General features: G+C 64.0%; 12 protein-coding genes. 1 reads left to right on the forward strand and 11 read right to left on the reverse strand.

What is annotated here, in order from left to right; all coding sequences use genetic code 11:
- Positions 1-2 precede the first annotated feature (2 nt).
- From radA to alr, 4 genes are read right to left on the reverse strand one after another with little or no spacing between them, the layout of a single operon-like run.
- Complete coding sequence (radA, locus tag FNB15_RS14575) at positions 3-1,463, reverse strand: DNA repair protein RadA (protein WP_144069405.1); 1,461 nt, start codon at positions 1,461-1,463, stop codon at positions 3-5.
- Positions 1,463-2,242, reverse strand: coding sequence for an ABC transporter ATP-binding protein (locus FNB15_RS14580; protein WP_144069406.1), 780 nt, complete (start codon positions 2,240-2,242; stop codon positions 1,463-1,465). The genes radA and FNB15_RS14580 overlap by 1 nt, the downstream gene beginning before the upstream one ends.
- Positions 2,239-3,015 (reverse strand): MlaE family ABC transporter permease, encoded by a 777-nt coding sequence (locus FNB15_RS14585; protein ID WP_144069407.1) that lies wholly within the window; start codon positions 3,013-3,015, stop codon positions 2,239-2,241. The genes FNB15_RS14580 and FNB15_RS14585 overlap by 4 nt, the downstream gene beginning before the upstream one ends.
- Positions 3,012-4,148, reverse strand: coding sequence for an alanine racemase (gene alr, locus FNB15_RS14590; protein WP_144069408.1), 1,137 nt, complete (start codon positions 4,146-4,148; stop codon positions 3,012-3,014). The genes FNB15_RS14585 and alr overlap by 4 nt, the downstream gene beginning before the upstream one ends.
- Before the next feature lie 175 nt (positions 4,149-4,323).
- Between alr and FNB15_RS14595 the strand changes: the two genes are divergently transcribed.
- The gene (locus tag FNB15_RS14595) at positions 4,324-5,262 is read left to right on the forward strand and encodes a DMT family transporter (protein ID WP_144069409.1); all 939 of its coding nucleotides are present in this window, start codon (positions 4,324-4,326) and stop codon (positions 5,260-5,262) included.
- A 13-nt stretch (positions 5,263-5,275) separates the two neighbouring features.
- Here FNB15_RS14595 and FNB15_RS14600 read toward each other — a convergent pair whose 3' ends face one another.
- The 7 genes from FNB15_RS14600 to FNB15_RS14630 form a co-directional block, all read right to left on the reverse strand.
- Positions 5,276-7,504, reverse strand: coding sequence for a methyl-accepting chemotaxis protein (locus FNB15_RS14600; RefSeq protein ID WP_185973567.1), 2,229 nt, complete (start codon positions 7,502-7,504; stop codon positions 5,276-5,278).
- Positions 7,505-7,626: 122 nt separating this feature from the next.
- Positions 7,627-8,433, reverse strand: a complete 807-nt coding sequence (locus FNB15_RS14605) for a ZIP family metal transporter (RefSeq protein WP_221932658.1) — start codon at positions 8,431-8,433, stop codon at positions 7,627-7,629.
- 54 nt (positions 8,434-8,487) lie between these two features.
- The gene (locus tag FNB15_RS14610) at positions 8,488-8,925 is read right to left on the reverse strand and encodes a carboxymuconolactone decarboxylase family protein (RefSeq protein ID WP_144069411.1); all 438 of its coding nucleotides are present in this window, start codon (positions 8,923-8,925) and stop codon (positions 8,488-8,490) included.
- Between the two features lie 110 nt (positions 8,926-9,035).
- Complete coding sequence (locus FNB15_RS14615) at positions 9,036-9,554, reverse strand: Spy/CpxP family protein refolding chaperone (protein WP_144069412.1); 519 nt, start codon at positions 9,552-9,554, stop codon at positions 9,036-9,038.
- A 132-nt stretch (positions 9,555-9,686) separates the two neighbouring features.
- Positions 9,687-10,133 carry a chemotaxis protein CheW gene (locus tag FNB15_RS14620; protein ID WP_144069413.1) on the reverse strand — a complete coding sequence of 149 codons (447 nt, stop codon included), beginning with the start codon at positions 10,131-10,133 and terminating at the stop codon, positions 9,687-9,689.
- Positions 10,134-10,135: 2 nt separating this feature from the next.
- Positions 10,136-12,199 carry a methyl-accepting chemotaxis protein gene (locus FNB15_RS14625; protein WP_144069414.1) on the reverse strand — a complete coding sequence of 688 codons (2,064 nt, stop codon included), beginning with the start codon at positions 12,197-12,199 and terminating at the stop codon, positions 10,136-10,138.
- A gap of 144 nt (positions 12,200-12,343) precedes the next feature.
- Positions 12,344-13,804: a replicative DNA helicase gene (locus tag FNB15_RS14630; protein WP_144069415.1), complete on the reverse strand. Its 1,461-nt coding sequence runs from the start codon at positions 13,802-13,804 to the stop codon at positions 12,344-12,346.
- Positions 13,805-13,981 lie beyond the last annotated feature (177 nt).

Consider the following 13,981-nt stretch of genomic DNA (forward strand, 5'->3'; position numbering starts at 1 on the left):
GCTCAGTCCTCCTCGCCCGGAGTCTGGCCGGTCCAGTTCGCGCCGCCACGGCCGGCATTGGCGCGCTTGGCGGCAGCCCGGGCGGCAGGGAAGAGCTCAACCAGTTCGTTCAGCCGCATCAACTCGCTCGTCCCGATGTCTTTCACCTTGGTCTTGGCGCCTGCCGGCATGACGGCATGCGAGAATCCAAGCTTGGCCGCTTCCTTCAGCCGCGACTCCGACTGGCTGACGGGGCGAACCTCGCCGGCCAGGCTGACCTCGCCGAAGAAGACCGTGCGTTCCGGTGCCGGCGTATCGGCCAGGGCAGACAGCAGCGCGGCGGCCACGGCCAGGTCGGCGGCCGGCTCCACGACCCGCAACCCGCCCGCGACGTTGAGATAGACGTCGCAGCCCGAGTAACGCAAGCCGCATCTTGCATCCAGCACGGCCAGCACCATGGAGAGACGGCCGGAATCCCAGCCGACGACGGTGCGGCGAGGTGTCGCAAGCGGCGAGGGCGCCACCAGGGCCTGGATTTCCACCAGCAAGGGCCGCGTGCCTTCCATGCCCGCGAAGATGGCGGAGCCGGCGACCGGCTCGCCCTTGCCGGCTTCCGAGCGGCCGAGGAACAGCGCCGAGGGGTTGGCCACTTCGGCCAGGCCGCCGTCGGTCATGCTGAACACGCCGATCTCGTCGGTGGCGCCAAAGCGGTTTTTCACGGCACGCAGGATGCGGAACTGGTGGCCGCGCTCGCCTTCGAAATACAGCACGGTATCGACCATATGCTCGACCACGCGCGGGCCGGCGATCTGGCCGTCCTTGGTGACATGGCCGACCAGGAACACGGCCGCATTCGACTGTTTGGCGACGCGGACCAGTTCGTGGGCGCATGCGCGCACCTGGTTCACCGTGCCGGGTGCGCTTTCGATATTGTCGGCGAAGATGGTCTGGATCGAGTCAATCACGATCACCGCCGGGCCGCCCTTGGCCTCAGCCATGGCGCTGTCGATGCCGGCGAGGATGTCGCGCAGGGAATTGGCCGCCGACAGCAGCACCGGCGCATCGGCCAGCCCCAGACGCTGCGCCCGCAGGCCGATCTGCGCCACGGCTTCTTCGCCCGACACATACAGCGCCGTGGTGCCGCGACGTGCAAGCTGGGCGACAGCCTGCAGAAGTATGGTGGATTTGCCGATGCCGGGATCGCCGCCGATCAGGATGGCCGAGCCAGGCACCAGACCGCCGCCCAGCACGCGGTCGAATTCATTGATGCCGCTGATGGTGCGCACCACCTTGTCGGGCTGGCTGCTCAGGGATGCGAAGCCGATCGCCTTGCCCTTGCCCGCGGAAAGTCCCTTGGGCACCGCCACCTTGGGCGCTTCCTCGAGGATGGTGTTCCAGCCGCCGCAGGCATCGCATCGTCCCTGCCATTTGCGGTAGGCGGCACCGCAGCTCTGGCAGACGAAGGATTCCGACGCCTTTGCCATCAGGGCTTCAGCACTTCCATCTTGATCGGGCCGTCCGCCCGACCATGGATGAACTGGTCGACATAGTCGTTGCCGGAATTGTCGACCTCGGCGGCGGTGCCATGCCAGATGATCTTGCCCTTGTAGATCATCGCGACATAGTCAGCGATCTTGCGCGCGCTGGCCATGTCGTGGGTGATGCTGAGCGTGGTAGCACCGAGCTGCCGCACGCAGGATTTGATCAGGTCGTTGATCACGTCGGCCATGATCGGGTCGAGGCCGGTGGTCGGCTCATCGAAGAAGATGATCTCCGGCTCGGCGGCAATGGCGCGGGCCAGCGCCACGCGCTTCTGCATGCCGCCGGAAAGTTCGGACGGCGAAAGCTCGGCCACTTCGGGGCCGAGGCCAACCTGGCCAAGCTTTTCCAGCGCGATCTCTTTCGCTTCGTCGCGCGGCATGTTGCGGCCCTGGATCAGTCCGAAGGCGACGTTCTCCCAGACTTTCAGGCTGTCAAACAGCGCCGAGCCCTGGAACAGCATGCCGAACTTGCGCAGCGCCTGCTCGCGCTCGCTACTGTCGAATTTCATCGAATCCTGGCCGTCGATCAGGATTTGGCCGCTATCGGGCCGGATCAGGCCGAGCACACATTTCAGCATCACCGACTTGCCGGTGCCCGAACCGCCGATCACCACCAGCGACTTGCCGCGCGGCACTTCAAGCGTGAGGCCATCCAGTACGACCTTCTTGCCGAAGCGCTTGTGTACGTCCTTGAGGACTATCTTGTTCGGGGTATCGGTCATTTGCCGGCGAAGAAGATTTCGGTGACGAAATAATTGGCGACCAGGATCAGGATCGAGGCCGACACCACCGCATCGGTGGTCGCCTTGCCGACGCCCTGCGCGCCGCCCTTGGAATGGAAGCCGTGATAGCAGCCCATCAGCGCGATGATGAAGCCGAACACTCCCGCCTTCACCAGGCCCGAGACAACGTCCAGCGTCTGAAGGAAGTCGATGGTGGTCTTCAGATAGACACCGGCATTGAAGCCCAGCTTGTGTGTCGCGATCAGGTAGCCGCCCATCACGCCGATGACATCGGCCACCAGCACCAGCACAGGCAGCGACAGCGTGGCGGCCAGCAGACGCGGCGCCACCAGATATTTGAATGGGTTGGTGGACAGCGTGGTCAACGCGTCGATCTGCTCGGTCACGCGCATGGTGCCGATTTCGGCGGCCATGGCAGAGGCAACGCGGCCGGCGACCATCAGACCGCCCAGCACCGGGCCGAGTTCACGCGTGATGCCCAGCACCACGATGCTGGCGACAGCGCTTTCGGCATTGAAGCGGCCGGCGCCGATGAAGATCTGCAGCGCCAGCACCATGCCGGTGAACATGGCGGTGAGACCGACGACGGGCAGCGAGAAGTAGCCGATGGTCATCATCTGCTTGACCAGAAGGCGCAGGTAGAAGGGCGGGACGAAGATGTGCCGCACGCCATGGAAGGTGAAGACCGCGACACGGCCGATGGCGCCGAGGAAATCGAGGAAGACGCGGCCGATGATGGCAAGCGGGTTCATGCGGCAGAACTTTTATAAACACGCCGGTAGCGTCGGCCGAGCTGCGTGAGGAGTTCGTAGCCGATGGTACCGGCGGCTGCGGCCTGGTCGTCGAGGTCGATGCCGCCGCCGAGCAGGCTGACGGGTGTGCCGGGCCGGCAGTCGCTCGCGTCGAGCGCAGAGACATCCAGCGTGATCAGATCCATAGAGACCCGTCCCGCGATCGGCACTCGCACATGGCCCTGACGACCTTTGATGATGGCGCTGCCCCGGCCGGACAGCGCACGAGAAAATCCATCGGCGTAACCGACCGCCACGGTGGCAATTTGAGTCGGTTTTTCAACGATATAGCCGGCACCGTAGCCAACGGTCATGCCCCTGTCAACGGAACGGACCTGCAGGATTTTCCCTTGCAGGTGAACCACTTCCGCCATCCGGCTGGCCGCGCGCCGGGGTCCTGCGGACGGGTCGAGCGGGTTGGCTCCGTAGAGTGCGATTCCCGGTCTCAGGATGTCGTGGTGGAAGTCCGCGCCTAAGAAAATCCCGGCCGAGTTGGCCAGGCTGCCCTTCAGGTTGGGAAAGCGCTGCCGCAGCGCCGCGAAGGCGTCGGCCTGCTGGCGGTTCAGCGGATGGTCCGGTTCGTCGGAACAGGCGAGGTGGCTCATCACGAAGGCCAGTTCGATGCCGTCCAGCCGGGTCGGGTCGGTGGCCACCGCATAGGCCTCGGTCTCCGACAGGCCAAGGCGGTTCATGCCGGTATCAACATGCAAGGCGGCGGGCAGGCGGCGGCCGAGCTGTTTCGCCAGCGCCGACCAGGCCGCGATCTGCCCCGGCGTGGACAGCACCGGGGTCAGGTTGGCGGCGGCCAGTTCGGCTTCGCCACCGGCGGTCGGGCCGTGCAGGATATGGATCGTAACGTCAGGGAGTGCCTGGCGGAGTGCCAGCGCCTCTTCGGAATGCGCCACGAAAAAGCGGCGGCATCCGGCCTTTTGCAGGGCTTTGCCGACCTCTGCAGCACCAGTGCCATAGGCATCGGCTTTCACCACGGCGGCGCATTCAGCCTGCGGCGCCATGCCGCCCAGCCGCCGCCAGTTGGCGACCAGCGCATCGAGATCGATATGGAGAATCGCCTGGTCGCCGGAGCTGAAAGTCATGGCCGGTGTTTAGCCCAGCCGCCCCGAAAGAAACAGGCTTAAATCGAGCTCCACCCTTGCCGTTGCCAGTGATGGAGGCGAAACTCCGCTCATAAGGGGGACTGGCCACGGAAGAGGGCGGTCATGGACGGTTCAGGTCTGCCGTCCCGTGTATGTCCGTGTCATCCGAGGAAGCATGTCCGTTCCGCCCATTGCCGACAAAATACCGGCCGAAAAACCGCTTTTATCCCGGCTGTTCGCCAATCCCTATCTGCTGCTGGTGCTCACCGTGGCGATGTGGGGCGGCCATTCGGTGGTCAGCCGCATGGCCGTGGGCGAGATTTCGCCGGCCTCGCTCACGCTGATGCGCTGGCTGATCGTTGCCAGCATCATGTTTGCCCTGGCGGGCCGTGGCGTGCGCGAACACTGGTCGGTGCTGAAGCCGCGTATTCCCTATCTCGCCATGATGGGCGCGCTGGGCTACACCAGCTACAATATCCTGCTCTACTGGTCGGCTTATACGACGACGGCGATCAACATCAACATCATCAATGCGGCGATGCCGGCGATGATCCTGATCGGCGCGCTGGTCTTCTATCGCCAGCGGATCACGGCGCTGCAATGGGTTGGCATGACGGTCTCGATGGCCGGCGTGGTCTGGACCGCGGCCAAGGGCGACCTGCAGCACCTGCTGGAACTGACCATCAATCGCGGCGACATCCTGATCCTGATCGCGGTGATCTTCTATTCCGGTTATTCGCTGCTGCTGCGCCACCGCCCGCTGGTGCCCAGCCTGGTGTTCTTTGCGGCGCTGACGCCAGCCGCGCTGATCACGTCATTCCTGCCGCTGGCTTATGAGATTGCCGTCGGTGAATTCTTCTGGCCGACTGCGAAGGGCTGGGGGCTGCTGCTCTATGTGGCGATCTTTCCGTCGCTCTTGTCACAGATCTTTTACATGCGCGGCGTCGAACTGATCGGCGCCGGCCGGGCCGGGCTGTTCACCAACCTGATGCCGCTGTTCGGCGCCAGCTTCGCCATGCTGATCCTCGGTGAGCAGCTGGCGGTCTATCATGTGGTCGCGCTGGTGCTGGTGCTCGGCGGCATCCTGCTCGCCGAACTCAAACGTCCCGCTTAAGCCACACGCCCATCTAGCTTACGCGGAAGAAGGCGACGAGGCGGGTCAGCTCCTTGGCCTGACCGGCCAGAGCCTGCGCCGAGGCTGAAGTCTCTTCGACAAGCGCGCCGTTGCGCTGGGTCATCTCGTCCATGCTGCCCACAGCCGTGTTGATCTGATCCAGTCCAGTGGCTTGTTCGCGCGAGGCCGCCGCGATCTCGGCCACGATATCCGACACTTTCTTGATCGCCGTGACGATCTCAGTCAGCGACGAACCGGTCTGGTTCACCAGACTGGCGCCAGTCTTCACCTGTGCATTCGATTCCGTGATCAGCGACTTGATCTCGCGGCTGGCATCGGCCGAACGCTGCGCCAGCGCACGCACTTCCTGCGCCACCACCGCAAAGCCCTTGCCGGCCTCGCCGGCGCGCGCGGCTTCGACAGACGCATTCAGCGCCAGCAGGTTGGTCTGGAAAGCAATCTCGTCGATCAGGCCGACGATGTCGGAAATCTTTTTCGCACTTTCCTCGATCCGCGTCACCGCGCCGACCGCGTCGTTCACCACGCCGCCACCCTTTTCGGCGGTGTCGCGCGCAGCGACGGCCAGCTGGTTCGCCGCCTGCGCATTGTCCGCATTCTGCTTCACCGTGGTGGTGATTTCGTGCATCGAGGCGGCGGTTTCTTCAATGGAGGCCGCCTGAGATTCCGTGCGCTGGGCCAGATCCTGGCTGCCGGTGGAGATTTCCGAGCTAGCCTCGTTCACGGCCGCGGCCGCGTCGGCGATGCCCTTCACGGTGCCGGCCAGCTTCGCGCTGCTGGCATTCACATTGTCCTTCAGTTCGGCGAACACGCCCTGATACTGGCCATCGACACGGCGGGTCAGGTCGCCGCCGGCCATCGCGGCCAGCACGTGGCCGACCTCGTCGATGGCGGTGCTGACGCTGCTGACCAGGCTGTTGATGCCGTCGCCCAGCTTGCGCATCACACCCTCCAGACTTGCCGTCTCGATGCGCTTGCCCAGATCGCCGGCCACGGCGGCCTGTACCACCATGCCGACCGAGCGGTCGAGTTCGGCCTCTTGGGCAGCACGGTCGCGTTCGCGCTGTTCGCGTTCGGTCTCCACCTGCTGGCGCAGGCGCTCATTCTCCTGGCCGTTCTCCTTGAATACCTGCACGGCCTTGGCCATGCGGCCGATCTCGTCGCCGCGTTCAAGTCCGGGCACGGCGGCGGCATAATCGCCGGTGGAAATCACGCCCATGCTGTCGGTCAGGGCCAGCACCGGACGACGGATCGAGCGGCCGATCAGCATGGCGGCCAGCAGCGCGGCGACCAGCGCAATCGGCGCGATCACGCCAATCGTGGTCAGCGTCACGCCCAGATTGGTGTGCATCGCGGTTTCGTCCTGGTCAAGTTCGCGGCTGCGCGTCTCCGCCAGTGCATTGGCGCGCTCAATGCCGCCGACGGCGGCCTGGCTCATGCGCCCGGCCATGTCGGTGCTGATGCGGCCAATGGTGCTCATCACCTTGACCAGGCCTTCGGCATAGGCCGCGGTGGCTTCCTTCATCTCTTCGCCGGCCGACATCTGGCCTTTGGTGATCAGGCGGTCCGCAAATGCGGCGCTGGCGGTGCTGAGATCGGCGGTCAACTGCTGCGTACGCTGGAGCAGTTCAGGGCGCGGCCGATAGAGATACTGGTAGGCAGCCCCGCCGATGGAATTCAGCAGGTCTGAAACGCGCGAGGCTTCGTAGGCGGTCTGATAGTCGTTGGTGGCGACGGCCTGCGATATCATCTGCGGCAGAATCTGGCGGATGATGGTGCTGGCCGGCACCACATCCTTCTGGAATACGCCGTTATACTCGGCCTTGGCGGCCACGGTTTCCTCGATCACCGCGCTGAACTGGCGCATCAGGCCGACGATTTCGCCCAGGATGCGGCGCTCGTTGGCATCGGCGTCCTTTTCGGCTTCGGCAATGGTCTGCGGAATCGACTGCAGCAACTTGCGCGCATTTTCCAGCGCTGGCTGGCTGTCGCGGTCGGTGTAGAGCAGCACATTGCGGCTCAGGTCGATGATGTCGCGCTCGGCCTGCAGTACGGCGCGGGTGGCATCGGAGGTCTCGTCAAAACTGTTGAACAGCACACGCGCATTGTTGCTGCCATAGAGACCGGCGCCGGCCACAACCAGCAGCAGCACGATCACGATGCCGAAACCGAGATTGATGCGGCCGCCAATGGAGAGGGTTGCGGTCGAGTTCTGCGACGCCATGGTTTCCTCCTTTGACGCATGGCTCATCGGCCGCGCCTTATTGTTCGTACCCAGACGAGGGTATGTTAGCCCGTTGGGGCGAGGCAGGAAACCGTCAGTTGGTGACGATAAGTCCGGAAGGTTCAGCCGAGCGCTACATCCAGATACAGCATCACCACGAAACCACCGAACAGTGCCGTGGTGGCACCGCGCTCGACACCATGGCGATGGGTTTCCGGGATCACCTCGGACGAGATGATGAACAGCATCGCACCGGCGGCAAAGGCGAGCGCCCAGGGCAGCAGGCCGCCCGAGATCGCCAGCGCACCGGCACCGACGATGCCGCCGAGCGGCTCGAGAGCGCCGGTCAGCGCCGCGACCAGGAAGGCGGCCTTGCGGGTATAGCCTTCGCCGCGCAGCGCGACGGCCACTGCCAGACCTTCGGGCAGGTTCTGCAACCCGATGCCAAAGGTGACACCGAGGCCACTGCTGAGATCGCCGCTGGCGGCGCCAATGCCGACCGCGAGGCCCTCGGGGAAATTATGCAGCGCGATGGCGATGACAAAGAGCCAGACGCGAGCGAGCCGCGCGGCATTGGCGCCTTCGCGGCCCTTCATGCCGAAATGTTCGTGCGGCGCTATGGCGTGCGCCAGATGCATCGTCAGCGCGCCGACCAGCAGCGCGACGATCACGCCAAGCGCCGCGCCGCTCTGGCTTTGCATGATGGTCTCGGCCTGCTCCAGCGCGGGCAGCAGCAGTGAAAAGAAGGTGGCGGCCAGCATGATGCCGGCGGCAAAGGCCAGCATCAGGTTGCGCGTGCTGTCTTTCATGTTGCCGAGGAACAGCACCGGGGCCGCGCCCAGCGTGGTGGCGCCGAAGCCGGCAACCACGCTGGCGAGCACGCCCAGCATGAAGGGCGAAAACGGGGGGATGGCGGCGGCGATGTCCATGCCAGTGATGTAGCATGGACGCCGCTGCCGTTGACAGGGCCCGATGAACAGGAGCTAGGCCGGCGCGCCCTTGCGCATGCTGATCGCCAGCCGGTTCCAGGCATTCATCGCCACGATGGCGATGGTCAGGTCGGTCAGCGTGCGCTCATCGAACCGGGTCCTGGCGGCCTCGTAAACGTCGTCGGCGACACGCTGATGTTCCAGCCGGGTGACGGCTTCGGCATAGGCCAGTGCCGCCTGTTCCTGCGCGTCGAACAGCGGCGACTCCCACCAGATGGCGACATGATGCAGCTTGCGCTCACTGGCGCCGTGCTGCAGGGCGTCCTTGACATGCTGGTCGACGCAGTAGGCGCAGCCGTTGATCTGCGAGATGCGGATCCAGATGATGTCGAGGAAGGGGCGGGGCAGGGCCTTGATCAGATAAGGCTGGACGGCAAACAGGCCCTTCACCCCGTCAGGGCTGAGGGCGCGGTAATCGAGACGCTGGGTCATGGCTTTTCTCCTGTCTGACATCTCTCAGACGGAGCAACCCGGCGACTTGTGACAGGTTCTACCCAATAAAAAGCGGGGCCCCCGCGAAAGGAGGGCCCCGGTCCATAAAGTTAGTGGGACTTGTGCATCCGATGCTTGCCACCCGGATGACCGCCCAGATGATCCCCTCGGGCGAACAGCAGGTCGGCGGTCTTCTTCTGGTCGTCCGACAGCGACTGGTAGAGCGGACGGAAGGCGGCGAGATAGCGATCCTGCACGGTCGTCATTTCCTTCATCGCCGTGCTGCGGCGTTCCAGCTTCTCGAGCGCCGACTGGGAAGCCGGCGCCGTACCCTGCGCGCTGGCCTGCTGGCGCTGGGCATGACGCTCCTGCATGGCCTTGGCACCGGTGCGCATCTCGTCTGCCAGCTTGTCGAACAGCGGCGTCTGCTGCGCGGTCAGTTTCAGTTCGGCCTTCAGGAAGGCGATGCGGCCTTCGATGAACTGGCCGGGCGCGGGCCGGACATGGTCGGCGCGCTGAACTTGCGTGGTGGGCGCGCCGGGCTGCGACACGGGCTGGGCGAGGGCGATGCCGCCGGCAAAACCGGTGGCGATCACACTGGCGGCAATGAGCAGATTGCGAGCGGACATGAGGCGGCTCCTGTGTTGAAAAAGAAAGGGGACGGTGCGTTTTTGTCACCATCCCCAATCAACACGGCACATGTCAGCAAATCCTGCGGCAGGATTTTTTTGGCGGTTAAGCAGTCCTGTTCAGCAGCCGGGTTACGCTGCCTGGGCTATCGCCGGCAGGCGGTTGCCGGTCAGCTTCTGCAGGGCCAGAACCGGCACCAGTTGTTCGCCCACCGTGGCGATGCCCTCGACCAGGCCGGACGACCAGGTCTCGCCCTGATCGGCGCGGCTGATATTGCCGGCAGCGATCTCGACGATATCCGACACGCTGTCGACCAGCAGGCCGAGCGGCTTGCCATCCAGCATGGCAACCACGATCACATCCTGCGGCTTCGGCTCCGCCGCCGGTTTGCCCAGGATCATGCGGGCATCGAAGACCGGCAGGACATGGCCGCGCAGGTTGAGCACGCCAAGGCAGGCCGCGTCGGTGTCGGGCAGCGGATTGACGGGCGACCAGCCGCGGATCTCCTGGATCTGCAGCAGTGGCAGGGCATAGGCCTGATCGCTGACGTTGACGAGCAAGACATCATAGGTGCTCATGATCAGAAATCCTGCCAGTCGTGATTGGCGGCCTGCGGCTGCGCCGTCGACCGTGCGGCAGGCTTTGCCTGTGCCGTGGTTCGCATGGCCGGCTTTTGCGCAGCGGCCGTTTTCAGGGGAACCACCTGGGCGGGCTTGCTGTGACGGGTCGTCGCGGTGTCCCCGATCTTGAAGAAACTGACCAGGCGGGCGAGGTCGGAGGCCTGCTGCGACAGCGATTGCGCCGAGGCCGAGGTCTCTTCCACCAGAGCACCGTTGCGCTGGGTCATTTCGTCCATGCTGCCGACGGCGGTGTTGACCTGCTCCAGGCCGGTGGCCTGTTCACGGCTGGCGGCGGCGATTTCCGAGACGATGTCGGTGACCTTCTTAACCGCCGAGACGATCTCGGTCAGGCTCTCGCCGGCCTGGCCGACCAGCTTGCCGCCTTCGCGGACCTGGCCGTTCGAGGCACTGATCAGGGTCTTGATCTCGCGGCTGGCATCGGCTGAACGCTGCGCCAGTGCACGCACTTCCTGGGCGACGACGGCAAAACCTTTGCCGGCTTCGCCGGCGCGGGCCGCTTCCACCGAAGCGTTGAGCGCCAGCAGGTTGGTCTGGAAGGCGATCTCGTCGATCAGACCGACGATGTCGCTGATCTTCGCGGCCGAGCCCTCGATCTGACCCATTGCCGTCACCACATTGCCCATTACCGCGCCGCCCTTGTCGGCCGCATCGCGGGCGACGGCAGCCAGTTGGCTGGCAGCCTGGGCATTGTCGGCATTCTGCTTCACGGTGGCGGTGATCTCATGCATCGAGGCGGCGGTTTCCTCGATGGAGGCGGCCTGGCTTTCCGTGCGGCTGGCGAGATCCTGGCTGCCGGTCGAGATTTCGGCGGCGGCTTCCTTCACCGCAGCTGCACTCTGGTTCAGGTCGCCAGCGATGTCGCGCAGCTTCTCGGCCATCGTGTTGACGCCAGACTTCACCTTGCCGAACACGCCATGGTAGTCGCCACGGATGTCTTTGGTCAGGTCGCCTTCCGCCATGCTGGCGGTGATAGTGGCCAGTTCGCCGGTCACCTGCTGCAGCATTCCGGTCAGACCGTTCAGCTGCTTGCTGATGTCGAGCAGGAAGCCCTCCTTGTCGGTTTCGTTGAGCCGGATATCCAGCTCGCCGCCCGACACCTTGGTGCAGAGCTGGCCGATCTCCGCGATGGCATTGCGCTCGCGCGCCGCTGTGGCGTTGCGCTGTTCCTCAGCCACACGACGCTGCTCGGCGATATCTGCTTCGGCCTGCTGGCGGGCAATCATGTTGTCCTTGAAAACCTGCACGGTCTTGGCCATCACGCCGATCTCGTCGCCGCGACCGGTACCGAATACCTCGGCTTGCGTATTGCCGTCTGCCAGGATTTTCATGCCTGCTGCGAGGCGATTGATCGGACGCGAGATCGTCAGCATGGAAATGCCAAATCCAAGCAGCAAGGTGCCGACAATGATAGCGGCAGAGAAGCCGATCAACAGGTAAGTCTCGGTGATAATGTAGCCGTCGAGTTTGTGCCCGATCTCATTGATACCCTTGTCGTTGCGTGCGATAGCCTCGTCGAAGGATTTCTCAAGGTCGGTGCGCAGCTTGACATACTGCGCCTGATTGCCGAATTCGCGAGCGGCGCTGCCGCCCTTGTCGAGTGCGATGCGGGCGACCTCGCGGCGATAATTGGCGAAATCCAGCATCAGCTGCTTGCGCGCGGCAAAAGCGGACCGCCGGTCCGCTGGCTGGGCCGCTTCATAGGGCAAGATCACCTTCTCGAAACGCTCGGTCGCAGCGATCAAACTGGCGGCCATGGTCTTGATTTCGGTGGCATCAGTCGATGCGTAGATGGCGCGCGCCTCGGCCGCAGTCTCGTTCATGGCATTGGCAGCCTTCAGCGCATACAGCGCCCGATCCGACATGCTCTGCATGTCGTTGACGTTTTCGTCGAAGGTGCGTAGGCCGTTCAGGCCGATCAGCGTGACGCCGACCAGACCGCCGGTGAACAGTAGCAGGATCGCGATGATCCGTGTGCCGATCTTGAGATTGTTGAAGAACTGCATGATTTTCCCCTTGCCGGCCGTGGCAGTGCGGCCTGTTCTGAGTGACGAAAACTCAGGGGGGAATTTCGCGTAAGGCGTGTTTATGCGGAAGTTACTATCTGTTTCGCTGTGGTATCAGGTTCCGCAGGTGGGCTAATTTTTCAGTTAGTACGCGTCCGGAAGATGGTCGGACTGGATATGGTCGCTGAATTTGGTGAAGGCACTCTCGAAATGCAGCACCACGCGACCGATGGGTCCGTGACGCTGCTTGCCGATGATCACTTCCGCCAGGTTGGCGATCTTGTCCATCCGTTCCTGCCATTGCAGGTGCTCGGGCGTGCCCTCGTTCGGCTGCTTGCGCATTTCATAATATTCATCGCGATACACGAACATCACGACGTCGGCGTCCTGCTCGATGGCGCCTGATTCACGAAGATCCGACAGCTGCGGCCGCTTGTCGTCGCGGCTTTCCACCGCGCGGCTCAGCTGGGACAGCGCGATCACAGGCACGTTCAGGTCCTTGGCCAGCGCCTTCAGCGCCTGCGTCACTTCCGAGATTTCCTGCACTCGGTTGTCGTTGCGGCGAGAATTGCTGCCGCGCACCAGCTGCAGGTAGTCGACGATGATCATGCCGATATTGTTGGTGCGCTTCAGGCGGCGCGCGCGGCTGCGCAGCAGCGAGATCGAGATCGCGCCGGTATCGTCGACGAAGAAGGGCAACTGTGCCAGTTCCTTGGAGACCGGCACGATCTGACGGGTGAATTCCTCGTCCGTGATGTCGCCGCGGCGCAGCTTTTCCGAGGCGATGCGGGTTTCTTCCGCCAGGATACGCGTGGCCAGCTGGTCGGACGACATTTCGAGACTGAAGAAGGCCACCGGCACGCCGGCCTTGGCCGCGTTGAACGCCATATTGGTGGCCAGCGAGGTTTTGCCCATCGAGGGACGGCCGGCGAGGATGATCAGATCGGACGGGTGCATGCCGCCCAGCATCTTGTCCATGTCGCGCAGGCCGGTGGTCACGCCGCTGAGGCCGCCCTTCTTCCAGGCCGCGTCGATATTCTTGATCGATTCCGCGATCGACTCCTTGAAGGAGACGAAGCCGCCTTCCGAGCTGCCTTCATCGGCGAGCTTGAACAGGCGCTGTTCGGTTTCCTCGATCTGGTGGTTGGCGCCTTCTTCCACCTTGGGATCGTAGGCGCGGTTGACCATTTCCTCGCCGATCGAGATCAGCTGGCGGCGCAAGCTGAGGTCGTGGACCACATGGGCGTAGTCTTCGGCGTTGATCACGGTGGTGGCGGCGGCGGCGAGGCGGGCGAGATAGGCAGTGCCGCCAGCCTTGGCGATCACCTCGTCGCGCTCGAAATAGGCCTTCAGCGTCACCGGATTGGCGATCTCGCCGCGCTCGATCAGCGTCAGCGCGGCCAGGTAGATGCGACGATGCGCCTCGTGGAAGAAATGCTCCGGCTGCAGGAAGCCGGACACCTTCATCGCGGCTTCGTTGTTCACCAGGATGGCGCCCAGCAGTTCCTGCTCGGCATCCAGATTGTGCGGCTGTGTACGGAAGGTCGGCTCAGAGGCGGCTGGATCGGCGGCGGTCAGGGGATTGAACGGGGTGACAACGGCCATGTTGGATTTCTTCCCAGCCTGATTCTGACAGTCAGTTGCGTGACGCGGCGGTTACGGTTCTGTTGCGCCGTTCCGCCGCGGGCCGCATTAACAGCCAGTCGGGTCCACACTTCCAGTTCTCAATTCGATTGACAGCTTATTATCCACCTAAATCTGGCTGGGGATAAGTCGCTTTTG

This window comes from Ferrovibrio terrae (assembly GCF_007197755.1).
In the GTDB taxonomy this organism is placed as follows: domain Bacteria; phylum Pseudomonadota; class Alphaproteobacteria; order Ferrovibrionales; family Ferrovibrionaceae; genus Ferrovibrio; species Ferrovibrio terrae.